The 20,196-nt window shown below is 37.3% G+C and carries 20 protein-coding genes; 10 read left to right on the top strand and 10 right to left on the bottom strand.

Features of this window, described 5'->3' with window-relative positions; all coding sequences use genetic code 11:
• Positions 1 to 122: 122 nt before the first annotated feature.
• From AS4_RS16365 to folE2, 4 genes are all read right to left on the bottom strand, one after another.
• A complete protein-coding gene (locus AS4_RS16365) occupies positions 123 to 536 on the bottom strand; it encodes a MerR family transcriptional regulator (RefSeq protein WP_096734855.1) in 414 nt (137 codons plus the stop codon).
• A 252-nt stretch (positions 537 to 788) separates the two neighbouring features.
• Positions 789 to 2,144 (bottom strand): dihydroorotase, encoded by a 1,356-nt coding sequence (locus AS4_RS16360; RefSeq protein ID WP_096734854.1) that lies wholly within the window; start codon positions 2,142 to 2,144, stop codon positions 789 to 791.
• Positions 2,134 to 2,694: a gamma carbonic anhydrase family protein gene (locus AS4_RS16355; RefSeq protein WP_096734853.1), complete on the bottom strand. Its 561-nt coding sequence runs from the start codon at positions 2,692 to 2,694 to the stop codon at positions 2,134 to 2,136. The genes AS4_RS16360 and AS4_RS16355 overlap by 11 nt, the downstream gene beginning before the upstream one ends.
• Positions 2,695 to 2,745: 51 nt before the next feature.
• Positions 2,746 to 3,648 (bottom strand): GTP cyclohydrolase FolE2, encoded by a 903-nt coding sequence (gene folE2, locus AS4_RS16350; protein WP_096734852.1) that lies wholly within the window; start codon positions 3,646 to 3,648, stop codon positions 2,746 to 2,748.
• Positions 3,649 to 3,758: 110 nt separating this feature from the next.
• Here folE2 and AS4_RS16345 point away from each other — a divergent pair, with 110 nt between their 5' ends.
• Together AS4_RS16345 and zigA are read left to right on the top strand one after the other, a co-directional pair.
• Positions 3,759 to 4,517, top strand: coding sequence for a D-Ala-D-Ala carboxypeptidase family metallohydrolase (locus tag AS4_RS16345; RefSeq protein ID WP_167468955.1), 759 nt, complete (start codon positions 3,759 to 3,761; stop codon positions 4,515 to 4,517).
• A 305-nt stretch (positions 4,518 to 4,822) separates the two neighbouring features.
• Entirely contained in the window at positions 4,823 to 6,049 is a 1,227-nt protein-coding gene (gene zigA / locus AS4_RS16340) for a zinc metallochaperone GTPase ZigA (RefSeq protein WP_096735553.1), read from the top strand.
• Positions 6,050 to 6,146: 97 nt separating this feature from the next.
• Here the strand turns inward: zigA and AS4_RS16335 are convergent, their stop codons facing one another.
• The 3 genes from AS4_RS16335 to AS4_RS16325 all read right to left on the bottom strand — a co-directional run bounded on the left by AS4_RS16335 (position 6,147) and on the right by AS4_RS16325 (position 9,632).
• Positions 6,147 to 8,387, bottom strand: coding sequence for a TonB-dependent siderophore receptor (locus AS4_RS16335; RefSeq protein ID WP_096734850.1), 2,241 nt, complete (start codon positions 8,385 to 8,387; stop codon positions 6,147 to 6,149).
• Positions 8,388 to 8,668: 281 nt separating this feature from the next.
• Complete coding sequence (locus tag AS4_RS16330) at positions 8,669 to 8,857, bottom strand: hypothetical protein (RefSeq protein WP_096734849.1); 189 nt, start codon at positions 8,855 to 8,857, stop codon at positions 8,669 to 8,671.
• Between the two features lie 196 nt (positions 8,858 to 9,053).
• The gene (locus AS4_RS16325; RefSeq protein WP_004717451.1) at positions 9,054 to 9,632 is read right to left on the bottom strand and encodes a DJ-1/PfpI family protein; all 579 of its coding nucleotides are present in this window, start codon (positions 9,630 to 9,632) and stop codon (positions 9,054 to 9,056) included.
• A gap of 149 nt (positions 9,633 to 9,781) precedes the next feature.
• Between AS4_RS16325 and AS4_RS16320 the strand changes: the two genes are divergently transcribed.
• Positions 9,782 to 10,255, top strand: a complete 474-nt coding sequence (locus tag AS4_RS16320) for a hypothetical protein (RefSeq protein WP_096734848.1) — start codon at positions 9,782 to 9,784, stop codon at positions 10,253 to 10,255.
• Between the two features lie 163 nt (positions 10,256 to 10,418).
• Here the strand turns inward: AS4_RS16320 and AS4_RS16315 are convergent, their stop codons facing one another.
• Positions 10,419 to 10,937, bottom strand: coding sequence for a chromate transporter (locus AS4_RS16315; RefSeq protein ID WP_004823357.1), 519 nt, complete (start codon positions 10,935 to 10,937; stop codon positions 10,419 to 10,421).
• 6 nt (positions 10,938 to 10,943) lie between these two features.
• Complete coding sequence (locus AS4_RS16310) at positions 10,944 to 11,525, bottom strand: chromate transporter (RefSeq protein WP_004717445.1); 582 nt, start codon at positions 11,523 to 11,525, stop codon at positions 10,944 to 10,946.
• Between the two features lie 164 nt (positions 11,526 to 11,689).
• On the opposite strand from AS4_RS16310, the gene AS4_RS16305 reads away from it, so the two are divergent.
• The 3 genes from AS4_RS16305 (at position 11,690) to AS4_RS16295 (ending at position 16,194) form a co-directional block, all read left to right on the top strand.
• On the top strand, positions 11,690 to 12,574 hold the full coding sequence (locus tag AS4_RS16305) for a LysR family transcriptional regulator (RefSeq protein ID WP_096734847.1): 885 nt from the start codon (positions 11,690 to 11,692) through the stop codon (positions 12,572 to 12,574).
• A 248-nt stretch (positions 12,575 to 12,822) separates the two neighbouring features.
• Positions 12,823 to 14,895, top strand: a complete 2,073-nt coding sequence (locus AS4_RS16300; RefSeq protein WP_096734846.1) for a M13 family metallopeptidase — start codon at positions 12,823 to 12,825, stop codon at positions 14,893 to 14,895.
• Positions 14,896 to 15,162: 267 nt separating this feature from the next.
• Entirely contained in the window at positions 15,163 to 16,194 is a 1,032-nt protein-coding gene (locus AS4_RS16295) for a hypothetical protein (RefSeq protein WP_096734845.1), read from the top strand.
• A 54-nt stretch (positions 16,195 to 16,248) separates the two neighbouring features.
• Here the strand turns inward: AS4_RS16295 and AS4_RS16290 are convergent, their stop codons facing one another.
• Positions 16,249 to 17,241, bottom strand: a complete 993-nt coding sequence (locus AS4_RS16290) for a putative solute-binding protein (RefSeq protein WP_096734844.1) — start codon at positions 17,239 to 17,241, stop codon at positions 16,249 to 16,251.
• Positions 17,242 to 18,068: 827 nt separating this feature from the next.
• On the opposite strand from AS4_RS16290, the gene AS4_RS16285 reads away from it, so the two are divergent.
• The 4 genes from AS4_RS16285 (at position 18,069) to AS4_RS16270 (ending at position 20,192) form a co-directional block, all read left to right on the top strand.
• Complete coding sequence (locus AS4_RS16285) at positions 18,069 to 18,590, top strand: hypothetical protein (protein ID WP_004717436.1); 522 nt, start codon at positions 18,069 to 18,071, stop codon at positions 18,588 to 18,590.
• A 290-nt stretch (positions 18,591 to 18,880) separates the two neighbouring features.
• Complete coding sequence (locus tag AS4_RS16280; protein ID WP_096734842.1) at positions 18,881 to 19,375, top strand: DinB family protein; 495 nt, start codon at positions 18,881 to 18,883, stop codon at positions 19,373 to 19,375.
• A 161-nt stretch (positions 19,376 to 19,536) separates the two neighbouring features.
• Complete coding sequence (locus tag AS4_RS16275) at positions 19,537 to 19,788, top strand: DUF6364 family protein (protein WP_034610758.1); 252 nt, start codon at positions 19,537 to 19,539, stop codon at positions 19,786 to 19,788.
• Positions 19,785 to 20,192 (top strand): PIN domain-containing protein, encoded by a 408-nt coding sequence (locus AS4_RS16270; protein ID WP_096734841.1) that lies wholly within the window; start codon positions 19,785 to 19,787, stop codon positions 20,190 to 20,192. The genes AS4_RS16275 and AS4_RS16270 overlap by 4 nt, the downstream gene beginning before the upstream one ends.
• The last annotated feature ends 4 nt before the right edge of the window (positions 20,193 to 20,196 follow it).

Genomic DNA, 20,196 nt, shown 5'->3' with positions numbered 1-20,196 from the left:
GTTTTGCAGACTCCAATGTTTGAACATCATAGATCACTTATCAATGACCTATGCACAATCCTGAGCTTAAAGTGAGTTTTAAGCTCAATCGCTTTTATGATTTAGCGATAAGCTAAAGATGTTTACACTTTATCATTGGCATAATAAAGATTCAGTAAACGGTTGGCGTTTTCTTCACAGGTGATTTCGTCAGGCTTACTATTGATTGCAGTGATCATGCTGCGAAGATTTTGCTTACTGATCAACAACTTTTGCTCTAGATCTTCAATGTCTTTGATTTTTCTTTCGAGTAATCCAATTAGAATATCATGATCCCACTTGCCTACATTTGAAGGCAGGAAAGCTTTGATTTCAGCCAATGAAAATCCAACTTGTTGCGCTTGCTGAATTAGAAATAATTGTTTGAGGTCATTGTCGCTATATTCACGATAACCATTAGATTTACGTTTTGCCTTAGGAAGCAGTTTGATTTGTTCATAATAACGAATCGTTGGGGTACTTAAATCACTTTGTTTGGATAACTCGCTAATGTTCATTTTACAGACTTCCATTTAACATTAAAGTTAACTTTAGACTTATGCTCAGGCAAAAGCAAGATGAAAAATAACGTTAAAGCTGAGGTCAATCAGGTTTAAACGAATATTGGGAGTCCTTTCGATGTAAATTCTCTCATTGAATTAAAATCATGAGAACATTTCACGATAAATGATATTTAAACTTAAAAAATGATCCATTTAAATATCAAAGGTTTGAAATAAATTCATGCCATTTGTTCATTACCTGCTATGTTAACGATTAATTTCAAGTTGTTGTCCCTGACAATTTAAAAACAGCTGTTGTTGATGCCAAGCAAGTTGCCCCGAAACAATTGTGGTGCTGACCTCATAAGCAAATGTTTTATGCATAAATGGTGTCCAATTGCATTTCATATAGTTTTTTTGATCTTTCACTGCAATGTGCTGTTGATTTTCTCGAAGGATCACTAAATCAGCCCAGTAACCTTCTCGAATATAACCACGGTCTTTGATCCTAAATAAGTCTGCCACTTGATGTGCCGTTTTTTGAACCAATGTTTCAATACTCAGTTTACCTGCTGCAACCAGTTCCATCAGTGCAGGCAACGCATGTTGTACCAAAGGCAGGCCAGAAGGGGCATAAAAATATGACTGGTGTTTTTCATCCCAAGTATGTGGGGCGTGGTCAGTACCAATAATATCCAAGCGATTACTATTCGCAAGGGCATTAATCAGAGCATCTTTATCTTGCTGGGTTTTAATGGCGGGATTACATTTAATTAAGTGGCCCAAAGTAGCATAATCAGCATCATCAAAACTGAGATGATGGATACACACTTCTGCTGTGATATGTTTTCGATTTAAAGGCAGATTTTTAAACAAACACAGTTCTTTCGCGGTGGTGATATGTAAAACATGCAACTGTGTGGCATATTTCTCGGCCAAAGATACAGCTAATTTTGAGCTTTCAAAGCAGACATGTTTATTTCTAATCTGCGCATGAATTTCTGCTGGAATATTTTCCCCATATTTTTGAAAATAGAAATTTTCTTCCGCTTTAATGGCAGGGGTAAACTCGCAATGAGTCAATAAAACAGTTGGAACATTTGCAAATAAGCGTTCCAAAACTTTAGGATCATCGACGAGCATATCACCCGTAGACGCGCCCATAAAAACTTTAACACCACTGATTGATTTAGGATCAAGCTGTTCAATAATATTTAAATTATGCGCACTAACTCCAAAATGGAAAGCATAATTGGCCCGACTATGTCGTTTTGCAATCTGCTTTTTCTGGGTCAAAGCGTCTAGAGTTAAGGTGGCTGGATTGGTGTTTGGCATATCCATATAGCTGGTGATTCCACCAATTGTTGCAGCCATTGATTCCGAAGCAATATTGCCTTTATGTGCTGCGCCGGGATCTCTAAAATGAACTTGGTCATCAATCATGCCAGGAATTAACCACGAACCTTCAGCATCTATATTTTTCGCATGATAAGCCCCTGTAATATTGGGATGAATCTTTTCAATCCGACCATGTCGAATCAGTACATCGGAATAATACTGCTTGCCTTCATTGACAATATTGGCATTACGAATAATAAGATTGGGCGAATTTTTAAAACTCATTGTGCAATGCCTTATACCCTTGAACCAATTTGATATTGGTACTGACAACGCTTTCAGAAAACTCACTGATTGAAATATCAATGGGTGGAAATTGCTTTAAATCAGTTTTGGGGTTGATATAACTCATTGCAGGCACATAAAAATGATCGGGTAAATCACGACCATCAACCACTGCATTGTGACGAATCGCGCTGTGATGACCCACTTTGCAGTTAAATAACACACTGTTAAAGCCAACAAAAACATGATGTCCAATTTCACAGGGACCATGAATAATAGAGCGATGTGCGATTGAAGAATTTTCACCAATGATCACTGCTGCCCCAGCTTTGGAATGAATCACCACTCCATCTTGAATATTGGAATTTGCACCAATAATGATGGGCTCCATATCACCCGCGTCATTGGTTTCATCTGCTCTGATCACTGCATAAGGCCCAATAAATACATTGGCATGGACAATGACTTTTCCGCAAATAATCGCTGTTTGGTCAACATAGGCTGATTGATCGATAACCGGGAGATCACCAGATGGGTTTTTTCTAAGCATGACTAGACCATTTTAAATAAGTTAAACAATGAGGGGGGTTAAGATAAGGCATTACCATTGCCAAGCGCCCTGAGCAACTGCGTCATGAGCATGTAAACTTTCCGCATGAATCACTTTAAAGTTAAAGCCTAGAATGCTGGGATGATGGATAAATGTGGCATACAAGCGTCTTAATGCATCTTCACAAAACATCAGGTTTTGACCATTCGCAACAGCAAAGGCTTGTTCATCAATACGTTTTACCGCTGTTTGTACGGGTGTCATCAAGGCTTGTTCAGCCTGATTAATAAATAAAATCAGTGGGATATACTGAATGTTTTGATCTAATTTGAAATTTAACTGAGCAAAACTTCTTTGGCTGTGAGGCGTTGCTGCAATTGCATCTGTGCTATTTAGCCAACTGAGGATTTCTTGTGGGTCTAACTGAATCTCTTGATTTTCCAATGCAGATGCAAATCTTTGTTGAATGATGTTTCTGGCAAGTGCTGCGGAACAAGGACAAGTAGATGAATAGGGAATTTCGACATTTAATTCAGCATAAAAATCATCTTTTAAAAGCTGGCAGGACAACACAAAAGGATAGCTTTTCCAGCCAGACAATTGGCTGACTAAGGCAGGGCGCTCGATATAAAGCTCACTATGAATTTCGATTTTGGCATGTGCTGATAAATCCTTATGGCTGGCTAAGAAATCCAATAAAGCGTCTTTAATATCAAGTAACGCTAAATTTTTGATCGTGCTCAATTTCAAAAGTCGGGTATACAAGCGTGACATATGAATACCCTTGGCAAACACATCATCCAAACTGACATAAGCATTCACTTGGCTTTGGCAAAGGCTATTTTCGAGATAAAGCGGAAGCGCGATTTTTTCCATACCGACCCAATCGAGTGGGTAGTAATAGTTTCTTGTGAGTGAGGATTCAGCCGAAACATCTGGAAGAACAAGATTCATAGGGGGAATAGCTTAAGTTGAAATACATATTGTTATGTTATAACATAACAATATTAATCAACACTACTCATCTGAGTTAAATTTACGCTATGAGATCATTGCAAATTGAGATGAACAAAAAATATTTGATCGGATTCATACTCTGCCTTTCTGCATGTAGTCAAAACAACTCAAATACAATTCATGCTATGCGTACAGTTCAGCAAGCGTCACCACAAGTGCCATTAAAGGCAGACTTTCCTCAGCAGCAAGGTATTTTAAAACAAGAAAAAAATTTGCCGCCTGCTTATTTAAAATGGCTCAGTGAGCCGGCAAATGCTGAAAAAGTTCAGGCTTATCAGCGCTTTTTAAAGCAACAAGGTATTTCTGCTTATATTCCTACTTTTGAATTTTTACAGACAGCCAGAGATTGGCAACAATGTGATGCATCTGAATTTGAAGTTCCGCCACAAGAGCTGTGGGGCAATATTGTGCCAACATTAAAAATTTTAAATCGTCTTGTGGATGAAAAAATTTTAACCCAGTTTAGCGTGACTTCTGTCTATCGAAATTTCAAGCTTAATCAGTGTGCAAAAGGCGCTGCTTCCTCCAAACATATTTTTAATGCCGCATTAGATTTTCGTATTGGTGATGAAAATCCGGACTTAAACCAACAGCTGATGATTCAAGAGCGCAAAGCAAAATTATGTCAATTTTGGCTGGATTCTGGTGAGGAACTTCACATGGGCTTAGGCGTCTATGCATCAGGACAGATTCATATTGATAGTGCAGGTTTTCGTACTTGGGGGGCAGACCATCGCTATAGCTCATCACCATGTATCAATAACGCTTTAATTGGCAACAATAAAAAAGTGAGTGAATCGCCATGAAGTCAAATTTCATCCGTGACATCAGACAACTTTTAATACGAGAAATTCAAGCTACACATATGTATCCGCTATTAAACAGGTTAAAACCTAATGCTTTTCAATCCTTAGCTTAGATTTATAGCAATTTAATAAACGCTGTAATCATCACCGAATGATTAAAACCGAATCATCAAATTGCAGCATTGAAAATGTATGTGCAAGCACAGCTAAAATTTAACTCTAAAGTGATCTGTTTGGAGTTATTCAGTCAGTATTTTCATGTTTATCTCGATATGAAAATACAAAAATATAAAGTGAGAATGCCAATGAATACTCTTTTAGCCACTCCGCAAAAACTTCCCGTCACCGTGCTTTCTGGATTCTTAGGGGCTGGAAAGACCACCTTACTCAATCATATCTTAAACAATCGCGAAGGCCGAAAAATTGCAGTGATTGTGAATGATATGTCGGAGGTCAATATTGATGCCGCTTTAGTTCGAGAGGGCGGTGCTGAGCTTTCAAGAACGGATGAAAAGCTAGTTGAAATGAGTAATGGTTGTATCTGCTGTACCTTAAGAGAAGACCTACTGGTTGAAGTGCGTCGTTTAGCACAGGATCAGCGTTTTGATCAATTGGTGATTGAATCTACAGGGATCTCTGAACCACTCCCTGTTGCAGAAACGTTTACTTTTGAAGATGAAAATGGAATTTCCCTCAATGAATTTGCCCGTTTAGATACAATGGTGACCGTGGTCGATGCTTATAACTTTTTAAAAGATTATAGTTCGCTGGATAGCTTACAAGCGCGCGGTGAATCATTAGGTGAACAAGATGAGCGAAATGTTGTTGATCTACTGATTGATCAAATTGAGTTTTGTGACGTGATTGTATTGAATAAAACAGATTTGATTGATCAAGACGAGCAGGAAAAATTATTTGGAATTTTGCAGTCTTTAAACCCAAGAGCAAAAATTGAAGTTTCTGCGTTTGGCAAGGTGAATCTTGATCGAGTGTTAAATACCCAGCTATTTGATTTTAACGAAGCGGCACAAGCTCCAGGTTGGTTAAAGGAATTAAGAGGTGAGCATACGTCTGAAACAGAGCAATATGGAATCAATAATTTTGTTTATCGTGCGCGCAGACCATTTCACCCAAAACGGTTTTTTGATTTTATCAACTCCGAATGGAAAGGCGTGATTCGTTCCAAAGGCTTTTTTTGGTTAGCCTCGAATCCCGAATTTGCTGGATCTTGGTCTCAAGCAGGGGCGATGGCACGCCATGGTGTTGCTGGATATTGGTGGGCAGCAGTGCCAGATGAACATTGGCCTACAGATCAACAAAGTCGAGATGCAATTCAACAAAGCTGGGATGTTCAAACAGGTGATGCACGACAAGAAATTGTATTGATTGGGATGCAGATGGATCAATCTGAACTTATTCGTCAATTTGATAATTGTTTATTAAACGATGATGAAATGGCGTTAGGCGCAGAAAAATGGCAAGAGTTTGAAAATCCTTTTAGTAGGTGGACTGATTCTATCATTAGCCATTAATTCATTATGATTCGTTCAATTCAGCCAAAGCATTGCTGAGAATACTTGCAAGCATGAGCGCTTTTAATTATACGCTCATGCTTGGCTTTATATTTTATTAAAATTTAGCTCTTAAGGTGAAAGTCACATTACGTGGTTCTCCCCAATAAACACCATTATAGAAACCTACATTTAAATAGTATTTTTCATCAAATAAGTTATTGATATTCACACTTGCAGTCAGCTCATCACTTAACTTATAACTGGCAAAAGCATTGGCCAATACATAGGCCTTTTGTGTGACTACACCACCGTTATAGGCATTTGCAGGAGCTCCCCCCCATTTTTGTGAAATTTCACTTTGCCAATTCAATCCACCACCTAATGTTAGCTTTTCTGAACCTGTCCAAAGATTTTCTGGAAGAGTAATACTACTAAATAACTTTACTTGGTTTTGAGGAATATTGCTTAAAGCATTGGCGTTTGCAGAACTTACGCTATTTACATAGGTATAGCCGAAGCTAAGATTCCAATTTTCCTGTAACTTTCCAATGGCTTCTAACTCAATACCATTGACTTTAAGTCCTTTGCCCGATGACATATATGCAGTATCCATCTCATCTACTTTTGGAATAGTGCCATTTTTTACACCATCACGATATTCAACATCTTCTACCGCAAGGTCTTTGACACTTGACCAAAATAGAGCAGCACTGGTCAATAACTTACCATCCAATAGATCCGCTTTAATCCCTAGCTCAGTGGTGCTTCCCATTTCAGGATCTAGATAATCGCCGAAACGATCTCGTCTAGTGGACGGATTAAATACATTGGTATAACTGGTGTAGGCTGTATAAGTATCATTAATATCGTACAAAATCCCCGCATAAGGCACCAATTGATCAAAGTTACGTGGCTTTGTAGGAGAAACCGGGGCATTAGGATCCCACTTGTCAACTTTATAGTCATACGAGCTATAACGTGCGCCCAAAATTAACTTAAGCGGATCAGCTAAATTTAAACGTAAAGTTGAATATACCCCGTAAAGCTCTGTGGTATTGGTACTTCCAGCTCCAGTTTTCTCATAGGTTGGTTTTGGAATATTACCTGTCCAATTACGATAATCAGGTATAGCTGCTGGATACTCGAGATTGCTTTTTACACTCAATGAGGTATTTTCACTTTTAAAACCACTATAACCAATGATTAAATCATGTTGGCGATTTAACAACTGAAATGGTCCTGTGGCATACAAATCAATATTGAGTTTTTTACTTTCAGCATAAGGGCTAACACTGGTCCATAGACTCAGCCCTTTTCCTGTGCTTGGGTCTGGAAAGCCACTACCACCATAAGCCACCATCCAACTATTATCCGAGGTGCTGTGGGCAATCGCTGCTTTAACCAGCCAGTCATTGGCAAAAGTATGTTCAATATCAGCAAAAACGGTTTTATCAGTATTGGCAATTGAACTCCAGTCCGCAGATAAACTAAAGTTTCGCGGAAAATTTGCTTTGCTTCCATCAGCATTAAAATAAGGCACTGTACCCCACGTTGAGCCTTTAGGATCATTGTCTTGATATTGAAACCCGACTGAGGCTGTTGTTGTTGGGGTTAAATCTGCACTGATAATCCCCATTGCGGCTGTGGACTTGAGCTTATAACGATCCATATAGGACTCTTTATCGGTATACGCTGCCATGAATCGACTTCGAACACTGCCATCTTGAGTCAGTGGAATGGATACATCGGCTTCTACACGGGTATTGTCCCATGAGCCATAAGTTGAGCTGACATTGCCCTTAAACTCTTTTTCAGGACGCTTACGTACCATATTGATGGTTGCAGAAGGGCTGCCTGTTGAACCAGTTAAGCCAGAAGCACCTTTGATCACTTCAACTCGGTCAAAGAAAAAACTATCAAAGCGGGGAGCATTGTCTCCTACAGGCATACCATCAATTTGCCTATTGGTAATTTGAAAACCACGGGAATAGTAGTTAGAACGTTCACTGTCATTTTTAGTCGCGGTAACGCCTGGTGTTGCGGCAAGAACATCATCCAGAATGGTCAGCCCGCGTTGTTCAATTTGTTCACGGGTGACGATGCTTACAGATTGTGGTGTTTCTTTTAAAGATAATTTTAATTTTGATGAGCTTCTTGAGGATTTTGCTTTAAAACTTCCGCTTCCCTCAGTTTTTTCATCCTGAGCATCTGCTTTAACTGTAATGGTTGGGAGTACCGAAGTATTCGCTTCATTACTTTTTTGCTCTTGCGCAAAAGCACTATGGGAAATAGCACTGCAAATAAGAATTGATTTTATTGCAATGTTTAATACCGTTTGTTTACGTAGATTGTCCATAAGAATAGAGATTGGTAAATAAGAATCGTTATTATTATCAATAAGAATACAAAAAGATACAAATAGAACATAATTTTTAAACTTTTTTATGGGTGATATAAATACAAGATATAGTTGGATTTTTAATTTAAATGTATGATTTTTAATTATAATCTGTGAAATGGTGGTGTTGTGTTTAAGTTTAAATTTACACTAATAAATTGTAAAATAATAAGCTTGTATTTTATTTATCACGATGATTAATTATTGACTGAGCCTTATCCTGATCCCAAATTGAAAGCTTATATCTTTTTCCATTTTCGATTTTCTTCTGAAAAGTTAACCAGAAACGAAACACCTGATTCATCACCAACAAGATATGAGGATGGGTTTACCATCAGTACCTTTAATAAAGTCCCTGTTTCAATGATAATTGGTTCTAAATTATCTTTATTTAAGGTAACGGGTTGGAGTAATTCAATGATTTCCACTTTTATACTAACCTATTGTTTGAACATAAAATTCTATAAATAATTATTACACAGCTCAATAAGCTTTGCTGAGATACAGCGTTAAAAAACGCAACATTGATGGGGCTTTATGTAGCCTAAACATTTTTAAAGTTTCACTGTTGTATAAGGCTAAGTTTCATCTTAGGGGAAAACTTAGCCTAGACAGTTTTAAATTTTATAAAGTAATCGTTGCACCAAGCGCTTTAACAAATTGGGCTAACCAAGCAGGATGTGCTGGCCATGCTGGCGCTGTTACCAGGTGTCCATCTGTGACTGCTTCAGTGACTGCAATATCTGCATATTGCCCGCCTGCAAGTTTAACTTCTGCGGCACATGCAGGATAAGCGGAACATAAGCGTCCTTTTAATACATCGGCTGCGGCAAGCAGTTGTGCGCCATGGCAAACAGCGGCAATTGGTTTTTTAATCGCATCAAATTCACGAACAATTTCAATTACTCGGTCATTCATACGTAAATATTCAGGTGCACGGCCACCCGGAATCACTAAACCGACATAGTTTTCGCTGTTGACTTGGTTAAAGTCATAGTTAATTGCAAAGTTGTGACCACGCTTTTCACTATAGGTTTGCTCACCTTCAAAATCATGAATCGCCGTTGCGATTGTATCGCCAGCTTTTTTATCAGGGCAGACTGCATGAACGCTATAGCCCAATCCAGTGAGGAACTGAAAAGGAACCATGGTTTCATAATCTTCAACATAATCACCCACTAACATTAGAATTTGTTTAGACATTTTTACACCTTTTGTTTAAATTTTATGATTTATTTCATGTAAAATAGCATGCTCTAGTTGCAGTTTTAAGTTGAATTTATACGGCTTTAGTCTTAATTTAACAGACTTAACTGTAATAAAAATTGTATTCAGTGATGAATGAGAAAAATATGAAAAAGTATCTATTGGGTTTAGTGATCGCGACTGCTGCTATGAGCAACCATGCTGCAGTAGAAGAAACAGTGTATAGAGGAATGGGTGAGGCATCTGCACAGTTTCCAAGCTTTAAAAAGATGCAAAAGCAGGGGCTAATCAATAAAAAACCGGATATTTCAAGAAATGACTATAATGATGTATATAAATTAAAAAAACCGCTTCAATTTATGGGGCAAACGGTTGCACTGCTTTCAGACGAATATATGACACAGTATGCTGGATGTTGTGTCAGTGAGGGTTGGGGAGCTGTTTTAGCTAAAAAGAGTGATATGAAACTCTTGACTCAATTTGCCAAAACCAACCAGTGTTCTTTAAGCAAAGTAGAATCAGATACCAGTAATTATTATGGTTTTAAACTGAAAGCATTACCAACAGCAGAATATTATGAGCTTTCTTGTCGTGAACGTGATTTAGAAAACCAGCAGTAAAATAGATAAAAGTAAGAGATATAAAACTGTAGCGATTTAAATCTCTTATGCATTATAAATTTTCTCCCTCTTTGCTTTTGTGATACACGGCTTAGAGGGAGGGAGGGAGATGTCTTGACAGACTTTTTATGAATGAACCTGTGTAGGTGGTCTTGATCAATATCTACAGAATTAAAGCGCCTGTACCAGCACCAATCACCATTAACCAAACTGGATGAACGTTTTTAAACAGACTTAGACAAATAGTGATGGCGACGATCGCGATCAGTAAAATATTTTGAGCAGAGGCTTGGGCAATAATCCAAGCACTGACTAAAACCAAACCGACTGTAATAGGTTTTAACGCCTTTTCAAATTTCGCCCGAAGTGGATGACTTTTAAAATTATTCCAAAATTTAAGTGCATAAATGGTGATGATTGAAGAAGGACCAAACTTTGCAAAAGACGTCACGATCAATCCCATAGGCCCTGCGACATGCCATCCCACCAAGGGAACAATCATCATGTTTGGACCTGGTGCAGCTTGCGCCATTGCAAACATAGAGCTGAATTGCTCAGCAGTCATCCATTGGTGGATCACAACCACCTGATGTTGCATTTCAGGTAAGATGGCATTCCCGCCACCAAAGGCCAATAAAGACAGTTGAGTAAACACTAAAGTCAGTGCGATGAGAACATACATCTTATTTTACTCCTGAGTCACTTTAGTTTGATTAAATGCTAAAACTGCCATATTCACGGTGATTAAAATCAACAGCGTCAGTGCCAAGGGCAATTTAATCAACAGCATAAAAATAATGGTCAAGATAATGGTGAAATAGGTCAGCTTACTTTTCATAATTGGTTTTAACATCTTAAAACCTGTAGCAAACAGTAGACCCGCAGCAGCGGCAGCTAAACCTTGAATCATGTGTTGCACCATTGGGATATCTTGAAAGCTGCTATATAGCTGGTACAACGAGATAACAATAATGGTCGGGGCCAGCATAAGACCAAATACCGCACTAATCGCACCTTTTACTCCAGCAAAGTCATAACCAATCGCGACTGCCATATTTACAATATTCCCACCGGGTAAGATTTGGCAGACACCCAATAAGTCGGTAAATTTTTCAGATGTTAACCATTTCTGATCTTCTACAATTAAACGATGTGCGAGAGGAAGTACCCCACCAAATCCCATGAGACCAAGTTTCATAAAGCCTAAAAATAATGCTTTGCAATTGGGTGTGGTCATGGATTGTTCCATTGGGATTGCTTCAGTATTCATTTAGACCTCTTCAATTTGCTGTGATGTACTTGGCTTGAATATGATTATCTGCTTGTTGAGTCATAAAGAAAAATGCTATTTTTGCTGTTATTCATACCTAAAAAGTATGCTTTAAACGTGAATTAGCACGATAAAAATGAAAAGATCGATATTGAGGCGAAAAGATGATTGATATTCATAAGCTTAATGCGTTTGTGGCGGTGGTTGAGGAAAGTAATATTTCTCGGGCAGCGGTACGTCTGAATATGCAGCAACCGCCTTTAACAAGAATTATCAAAAACTTAGAAGATGAGTTAGACACAGATTTATTGAAGCGTTTACCGCGTGGCGTAGAAGCAACTGAAGCGGGTAAGGCCTTATACCAAGAGGCACTTACCATACTTGCGCATGCACAAGCTATTCCCAAACGCGTGCAAAATATTTCTAAAGGTTTGGAAGGGCAAATCAATATTGGTTTTACCAACTCAGTCGGCTTACATTCCTTTTTGCCTGCTTTACTGCGTAATTTTCGTGAAGTATTTTCAGCGGTGTCTATTCATTTGGAAGAAGATGGCAGTAGCTCATTGATTGATTCGATTATCAATGAAAAGAATGACATCGTTTTTTTGCGTAAGCCTGCGCCGATTGGTTTGGGACTCACCAGTTTGCATGTACTTGATGAGCCTTTAATTGTGGCATTGCCCAATAATCACCCCTTAGCTGAACATCCAGATGCCATCCAATTACTTGATTTAGAGCCTTATGATTTTGTACTGTATCGCCGTTTAGCAGGACAAGACTTGTTTGATAATATTTTGGCTAGTTGTTATCAGGCTGGATTTAGTCCAAAGATTGTTCAAGAAGCCCCACGTTTAACGTCGAGTTTAAATTTGATTGCAGCAGGGATTGGTTTGTCGATAGTTCCAGAGGCCATTCGAGATTTTTGGAACAAGCAAATTATTTACAAAGCGCTTAAAGCGGATACGCCGTGTATTGCACCAATTTATGCAGTCTATAAGCAGGATGCTGAAAATATCCGTTTAAAACATATTTTAAATTTGCTCGCTTAATTTATAGGTTGACTTGCTAAAGCTCTAGCTAAATAAGTGGATTTATATATTTTGGATGTTGGTGTTGCTCACTGTGACTAAAGATCTAGATTTAGATTGAGCTATTTTGGAATAATTTATGCTTTGAAATTCTATCTTGAAAATAAAATCAGTGAATCATTGCATTTTTGCTACACATAAAGCCTGAGCTCAAGATTAGTATTATTGTTTTAAATTCAAACCTTAGAAATAGAATTGAGGATATCGCTTTGAAACTTGGATTTGTAAAAAGTGTTTTAGCATCTGCAATCATGTTGTCATCTGCACCGGTATGGGCTGAAACAACAGGGCAAATCACTCAAACCACTTCAGCTTTTGTGAAAGATCAAAAAAAATCGGGGATTGATCATCAATATTTTGACCAAAATGTAAAAGGGAATGATGATTTTTATCAACATGTAAATGGAGGATGGTTGAAAAATACCGAAATTCCTGCAGATAAATCACGTTGGGGAACTTTTGATATTTTGCATGAAGAATCATTAAAACAATTGCATGATATTGTCGATGAACTTTCAAAACAGCAATTGGTGGAAGGAAGTTCAGAGCAAAAAGTGGCAAGTCTGTATGCCAATTTTATGGATGAAAAAAGTATTGAAGCATTGGGTATTCAGCCGATTCAAGCGGAAATTACCAATGTTGATGCATTGAAAAGCAAAAAAGATATTGCGCAATTGGCCGCACATTTTTCACGTATTGGTGTAACCAGCCCTTTTGATGTGGGTATTGACCAAGACATGAAAAACTCAACTGAAATGGTGGCAATGCTTGGGCAAAGTGGTTTAGGGTTACCTGATCGTGATTATTATTTAAAAAATGATGCCAAATTTAAGAAAATCCGTTCGCAATATTTAAAGTATATTGAAAAAACTTTAAGCCTAGCTGGAGACAAGCAAGCAGCCCAGCATGCGCAAGGGATTTTAAAATTAGAAACGCAAATCGCCAAGATACAATGGAGTAATGTTCAAAACCGTGATGTAACAAAACTCTATAATATTTATAAAACGCAAGACTTAGCTAAACTTAGTCCAAAAATTGATTGGCAAATTTATCTAGAAAAACAAGAGTTGTCCGATAAGATTAAAACCATACAAGTCATTCAACCAAGTTACTTCAAAGGGTTAAGCCCAATTGTTGACAATACCTCACTAGAGGTTTGGAAAGCTTATTTTAAATTTCATTTAGTTAGTGATTTTTCATCATTGCTTAGTCAAGCTTTCGTAGACAATAGCTTTGATTTTTATAGCAAACAGCTCAGAGAAATTAAGGAGCAGAAACCACGTTGGAAGCGTGGTGTGCAATTGGTTGAGGGAACTTTAGGTGAAAGTTTGGGCCAGATTTATGTGAAAAAGTATTTTTCTGCTGAGAAAAAACAACGCATGGAAGTCTTGGTGCAAAACTTAATGAAAGCTTATTCTCAAAGCATAGACAAACTGGATTGGATGAGCCCAACCACGAAAGTTCAGGCGCAGAAAAAGTTAGCAAGTTTTGCGGTGAAAATTGGCTATCCAAACAAATGGCGTGATTATTCAGCTTTAGAAATCAAAAATAATGACTTGATTGGTAATGTGATCCGTTCACGTGAATTTGAACATCAATATGCCTTGAATAAATTGGGCAAGCCTGTTGATCGTGATGAATGGGGCATGACACCGCAAACCATCAATGCGTATTACAATGCTTCATTAAATGAAATTGTCTTTCCAGCAGCAATTTTACAACCTCCATTCTTTGATATGGATGCCGATGATGCGGTGAACTATGGTGCGATTGGTGCAATTATCGGACATGAGATCAGTCATGGCTTTGATGACCAAGGCAGTCAGTTCGATGAATTGGGCAATATGAAAAACTGGTGGACGGCAGAAGACCATCGAAAATTTAAAGAAAAAACCAATACATTGGTTGCTCAATACAACGCTTATGAGCCAATCAAAGGTTATCATGTCAATGGTGAGTTAACCTTAGGTGAAAATATTGCTGATAACTCTGGATTGGCAATTGCTTATAAAGCTTATCAACTGTCTTTAAATGGCAAGGCTGCGCCAGTATTGGATAATTTAACAGGTGAACAACGCTTTTATATTGGTTGGGCACAAGCATGGCGTTCTAAAATTACTGATGCAATGCAAGTTGAATTCTTAAAAAGAGATCCGCATTCACCTGATAAAGTTCGTGGCAATGCCACCTTGCTAAATCAAGCACCATTTTATGATGCTTTTCACATTCAGCAGGGCGATAAAATGTATTTACCAGCCAATAAACGCGTGACCATTTGGTAATAATCTGACCTAAAAGCCTGCCAAGCTGTATCAAGACTTGGCAGGCTTTTTTATATTTTTTTCACATGTCGTATAAAAAATGGCAGTGGAATAGATGTCTAGATAGAGCTTTTTAAGTTTTAACTTAATTGATTATCTCTAATCATTTTTTATGTGATTCTCTTATCACTTTATTTCGATAAATAGTCAATAAATTCAATGTAATAAGTTTGTTGTTTTGGGCGTTTTAAGATATTTTTATGCATAAATATAATTGAGAAATGTCCGGTGAATTTAAAAACATTCTTATTGTTGGGTGGGGTCGCTTTTGTATTGCAGGGTTGTACAACCATGAATACATCAACATCAGACACTTTTAAACAATATGCTTCTGCTCAAGAACTCATTGATAAGCACAATATTAATGAAAACAATAGTGCATCTAAAGAGTATGTTTATGATTGGGGATCAAAACAAAGCGATCAACAGGTGCAGTCTTTAACACCGAAAAGCTACTTAAGTCGTTACTGTAGTGCCAAGGGTGGTCATTTTTCTCAAGTGCAAAAAAGCTCAATGAGTTTGGTTAAGGATATTTGGGCAAAAAAATTATTAAATACTTATAACAGTGTAAAACAGGGGATCGGTGCATACCAATGTATTGAAAGTAATGGTCAGCAATGGTATGTATCCATCGAACCTTTATCTGAACGTAAACTCGATCAAACTGGAACCCGAGTTGTAAATTTGCAAACCAAAGTTTTATCTTTGGATGAGCTTAATAAATTCTATAACAACAAAAGCAATATGGCGGCAGTTGCCCAAGAAAAGAAATCTAAAAATAGTCATTCAAAAAGCAGTGATGCAAAAAGTACTGATATAAAAACGAATAATTCAAAAAATGCTGCTATCAACAATGTAGCAAAAACTCCCCCTGTTAAAGTCATGGAAGAAAAAAAGCCAGTCACCCCAGTTGCAGAAGAAGTAAAAGAAAAGCCTCAGCCTGAAAAAACAATAACGACACCGCAGTCACAACAGATGCAATTATATATTTCAGCGCGCAAAGAATTAGGACGTGGACAAAATCAGATCAATGCCTGTAACAATGCTGAACGTGCTTATAATTATGGGCGCTTGCATGGAACAAGTGGAATTAATGTCTATGCTGAATCAGGTGTATTGGTAGCAAGATGTTTAACCAATGTGCCAAGTTATAGTCAGCGCTTTTCTAATCCGCAAGATCGAGCCAAACGAATTTTGCAGAATTTGGCGGGTAATCAAAATCATGCAGTTGCTAAACATATGCTAAAGCAGATTAAGTAATGGAATAAGGTGTTTCACCTCAACGAAGTGAAACACCCGAATAAATGAAAAGCGTTATTCATCATTCAACGAACATTCAAAACTACTCGGATTTTCTTTACAACGAACTTTTTTGAGGAAATTCATCATTTGTGGATCATAAATACCTGATTTAGTCAGTGCAATACGAGATTCACGCATCATTTTGATATAGTTCAGTTGTTCATTGGCAGGAATATTCATCCAATATTTTGCAGGAATTTCTTTTTCATATTTGGCTACAATGTTAAATGTTCTGCCCAATTGACTCGCGACCCAAGTTCGAGATTTTTGTCCAAAGCCTTGAGGGAATTTGTCTTTGCGAATAATAAAATTGGCCGAAATTTGAGTCAGTGGGAATTTTACGATGCCGCCTTTTTCTCCTAGGCCCTTATAGAGCTCAAAAGGTTTAAATGCAACAACAGGTGCAGGAAGGATATCAATTTCATGATTGTTAAATTTAGCGCCTGCACTGGTGACATCAACAGAAACAGCTTGTGCGCCCACTTGTTGAACCAATTTTGGTTGTGCTTCGTCATAACGGAACACCCCAATTTTTTTACCAGCAGCTTTGGCTAATGTGTTGATATTTTTGTCATTTACAAATAGATATGCAGGGCCAATTGTACCCAATCCTGCAATTTCATAAGGGCCATTGATCATCTTTTCCGCTGCTCGGGGTAAAGATAATAATTTATAGGCTGAAATGGCTGTTTTCATATCCGTTAATGCACCGATCGCATCTAAGGAGCCAATATATTTATTAAATTGGCGACCACGTAAACCACTGATAATGGCACCATCACATTTACCCACTTTTAAGTCTTCTGCGGCGAGCCTTTCGTCAGTAACGGCTCTTAAATCTATATCAGCACCCCAATTTTTTGCTTCAAGTGCATAATCTTTAGCAAGGGCATATGCATCACCTGCTTTACCAACCGGATCAAAAACACATACAACTTGCTTTGCAAAAGCAGGCATTGAAAGTGCGAATAAAGTAGTTATTGTGAGAGCTTGAACCATTTTCATATATATTTCCTTATAAACTGTTATGGCATATCTTATTAAAACGTATGTGCTATTGATGAACTAATGACCATGAGGATTGTTTTTTGTGTCAATAAACCCAACAAATGTAGGTTTTGAGTGTAGGTTATTGATTGAGATTTGAGATGCTTTCTATTTTTAAATACAACATAAATATTGAATCGAGTTTAGTACAGCAAATAAGCCACTATTTTATATTTATAGCAAATTTATCTAGTCAAAAATTCGAGCAATTAAGTGAAATATTGCTTTAATTATATTGAGAATAGATCGAATAATGAGTTGACCAATTATTTCTGCAATAAATTCTTTGAGAAAATTCCATATTTTTTTAAGAATATAGGCGACCCATTGAATTAAAGCGATGATCTTTCTACAAATGAAATTTAATATTGCCATGAAAGGATTGCGTTTATTCGACTGCCACCATTTTTGTAGTTTTGTCAGGTTAAGGCGAAGTACGTTTTCGTAGAAAATAAGCGCATAGAGCCAAATACAGAATAAAATACCTAAGCAAGAAAGCGTAATTTGTAGAATTGTCATTGAACGTTGTTTTTAATTTTGAATATAAAGTTTGGACCTATTCTAAACTGTATTTTTAATTATGTTAAGGCGCGATGATTTCACTCTTTTAGGTGAGGATTATCATCTGCCTCTATTGGATGATTATGGAAAGTTCAGTTTTTCCATTTATCCAGTATTTGATTTTATCTTGTTGTAATGAGAAGTAATTCAAGTTACAGAGTCATAACAGGCGAATAGGTAGCGCTTGTGATACAAAGGATTTAATTTCGAATTGGACTTTGTTTATGTCACGCCAAATTTTTTCCTCAATGCATTCAAAATTTTCCCATATGGGTCGTTCTGTGTTTATGGCGACGGCATTAATGGGAACAGCACAATTTGCTGTCGCAGGGCCAACCGTTGATCAACTTAGCGATTGTTTGGTAAAAGCAACCACAGCAACAGATAAAACTACAGTATTACAGTGGACCTTTGCTGCACTATCTACACACCCCGATCTAAAAGCATTGAGTAATGTTAGTGATGCACAAAGAACGCAACTCGATCAAAAGTTTGCTCAGGTTTTACAACGGGTGATTGTAGAACAGTGTGCCGCACAGACCAAAGCAGTGATTGCAGCTGAAGGTGTGCAAGCAGTAGGTGACAGTTTCCAAGAGCTAGGTCGTACGACAGGTGAAGATATTATTAAAAACCCTGAAGTGAAAAAACAGTTACAGGGTGTATTGCGATATGTCGACTTAAATAAATTGGTGATGACGTTTTTAACCCCAGATATTTGGAATAAGTTGGGTGTGATTCGTCCATAAATCACTTTACCTTTACGAAGCAAGACTTCGTCTCTGTTTAAAGGAGTGGGAATCTTCATGACTCAATTGAAGTCATTATAGAAATCTCAAAGCAGCTCCTCTTACTATTGAAAGGGTTTGGGGAGTGGAATGAATGCATCAAGAAAGCTTGTTTAAAGTTAGATTATTAAAATTAGATTGAGTTTTGGTCTGTAAAAATTGGTGGTTGAGGGTATTTAAAAGATTGGTTTTTTTCAGTGATTGCATGTTATCTTGATGATTTGATTCAAAGAAAGCATTAGGTCAATTTAATGAATTTTGAAAAACTCTTTTTATATAAACAATGGTCAGATCAGCGCTTATCTAAAGCCATAGATCAAATTGATCAAGTGCAATATTTAGAAGATTATAATTTTGCCAAGCAACAATTCAATCATATGATCATTGTCGAAGAGTTATTTAGATCTCGGCTAGAAAACAAAAAAGCGTTGCACAGCCAAACCAATACAGAATTTTTACCCGCCTTAGATGAACTTAAACATCGAATTGCTGAATCACATTTATGGTTTATTGAATTTGTACAAAATATTCAATCGGATCAATTTGCAGAAATTATTCATTTTCAATTTATAGATAAAAAGACGGGTAGCCTATCAATAGAAGAGATCCTCTTTCATATCATCAATCATGGAACATACCATAGAGGCAATATTGCACATGCTTTGCATCATGCTCAGGTTGTTCATCCTGCCGATACATATACGGTCTTTATTCATCAGTATGAACCTGAACGTAGAGCGCTTTGATAGTTTATAATTTGATAATTTATAAATAGCAGATGATTTTTTTCTAATATTAGAAATAAGTTAGGTATTGTGAAATCAATCGTTGTCTGATTTGGTTAAAATTTAATTGTCAAAAATCAACCAATACGTATAATTAATTAATACGTATGAGGTGAAATCTTATGCAAGCGAAATTGACCTTATCTATAAATAAAAAAGTGATTGAACGGGCGAAACTTTATGCTCAGGAACATGAGCAGAGTGTTTCGAGTTTGGTTGAAGCTTATTTAGATCGTATTTCAGCACACACTGAAATTTCGAGTGATGTTCAAGCGCCTATTACTGGAAGTTTGACTGGGATGTTTGCCATTCAAGACCAAGGGCAAGATTATAAAGCATTGCTTTCTGAGGCTCGTATGGAAAAACATAAATGAGCGAGCGGATATTTATTGATTCTGATGTAATTTTGGATGTGGCTTTAGCCCGTCAGCCTTTTGTTGAGGCAAGTCAAACTGTTGTAGCGTTGTGTGAGAAAGGGCATTTTACAGGGTGCATTTCTTCAAACAGTGTTGCCAATATTTATTATATTTTGCGTAAGTTGGGCGGTGATGAGAAAGCGCGTCTTTTTATTCAACAACTTTTAAAATTTTTGGTGATTATCCCTGTTGATCATGTTGGGATTTCTCAAGCGTTGGTGTCTAAGTTTTCTGATTTTGAAGATGCAATTCAATATTTTTCTGCGTTGAGTTTTGGTTGTAGCAAAATCGTGACGAGAAATATTCAGGATTATAAATTTGCTGAAATAAGTGTTGTTTTACCGAGTGCTTTTATCGGCTGAGGGT

Origin of the sequence: Acinetobacter guillouiae (genome assembly GCF_002370525.2) — a bacterium.
Classification (GTDB): domain Bacteria; phylum Pseudomonadota; class Gammaproteobacteria; order Pseudomonadales; family Moraxellaceae; genus Acinetobacter; species Acinetobacter guillouiae.
Note: the sequence above shows the minus strand (reverse complement) of the source record. Positions and strands in the feature narration are given on the sequence as shown.

What these genes read in the sequence shown, in the direction of transcription:
- AS4_RS16280 (WP_096734842.1), top strand. Translation starts at nt 18,881, where the DNA reads ATGAATTTTGAAAAACTCTTTTTATATAAACAATGGTCAGATCAGCGC.
- AS4_RS16305 (WP_096734847.1), top strand. Translation starts at nt 11,690, where the DNA reads ATGATTGATATTCATAAGCTTAATGCGTTTGTGGCGGTGGTTGAGGAA.
- AS4_RS16345 (WP_167468955.1), top strand. Translation starts at nt 3,759, where the DNA reads ATGAACAAAAAATATTTGATCGGATTCATACTCTGCCTTTCTGCATGT.
- AS4_RS16320 (WP_096734848.1), top strand. Translation starts at nt 9,782, where the DNA reads ATGAAAAAGTATCTATTGGGTTTAGTGATCGCGACTGCTGCTATGAGC.
- AS4_RS16360 (WP_096734854.1), bottom strand. Translation starts at nt 2,144, where the DNA reads ATGAGTTTTAAAAATTCGCCCAATCTTATTATTCGTAATGCCAATATT.
- AS4_RS16310 (WP_004717445.1), bottom strand. Translation starts at nt 11,525, where the DNA reads ATGAATACTGAAGCAATCCCAATGGAACAATCCATGACCACACCCAAT.
- AS4_RS16365 (WP_096734855.1), bottom strand. Translation starts at nt 536, where the DNA reads ATGAACATTAGCGAGTTATCCAAACAAAGTGATTTAAGTACCCCAACG.
- AS4_RS16270 (WP_096734841.1), top strand. Translation starts at nt 19,785, where the DNA reads ATGAGCGAGCGGATATTTATTGATTCTGATGTAATTTTGGATGTGGCT.
- AS4_RS16315 (WP_004823357.1), bottom strand. Translation starts at nt 10,937, where the DNA reads ATGTATGTTCTCATCGCACTGACTTTAGTGTTTACTCAACTGTCTTTA.
- AS4_RS16285 (WP_004717436.1), top strand. Translation starts at nt 18,069, where the DNA reads ATGTCACGCCAAATTTTTTCCTCAATGCATTCAAAATTTTCCCATATG.
- zigA (WP_096735553.1), top strand. Translation starts at nt 4,823, where the DNA reads ATGAATACTCTTTTAGCCACTCCGCAAAAACTTCCCGTCACCGTGCTT.
- AS4_RS16325 (WP_004717451.1), bottom strand. Translation starts at nt 9,632, where the DNA reads ATGTCTAAACAAATTCTAATGTTAGTGGGTGATTATGTTGAAGATTAT.
- AS4_RS16275 (WP_034610758.1), top strand. Translation starts at nt 19,537, where the DNA reads ATGCAAGCGAAATTGACCTTATCTATAAATAAAAAAGTGATTGAACGG.
- AS4_RS16335 (WP_096734850.1), bottom strand. Translation starts at nt 8,387, where the DNA reads ATGGACAATCTACGTAAACAAACGGTATTAAACATTGCAATAAAATCA.
- AS4_RS16355 (WP_096734853.1), bottom strand. Translation starts at nt 2,694, where the DNA reads ATGCTTAGAAAAAACCCATCTGGTGATCTCCCGGTTATCGATCAATCA.
- folE2 (WP_096734852.1), bottom strand. Translation starts at nt 3,648, where the DNA reads ATGAATCTTGTTCTTCCAGATGTTTCGGCTGAATCCTCACTCACAAGA.
- AS4_RS16290 (WP_096734844.1), bottom strand. Translation starts at nt 17,241, where the DNA reads ATGAAAATGGTTCAAGCTCTCACAATAACTACTTTATTCGCACTTTCA.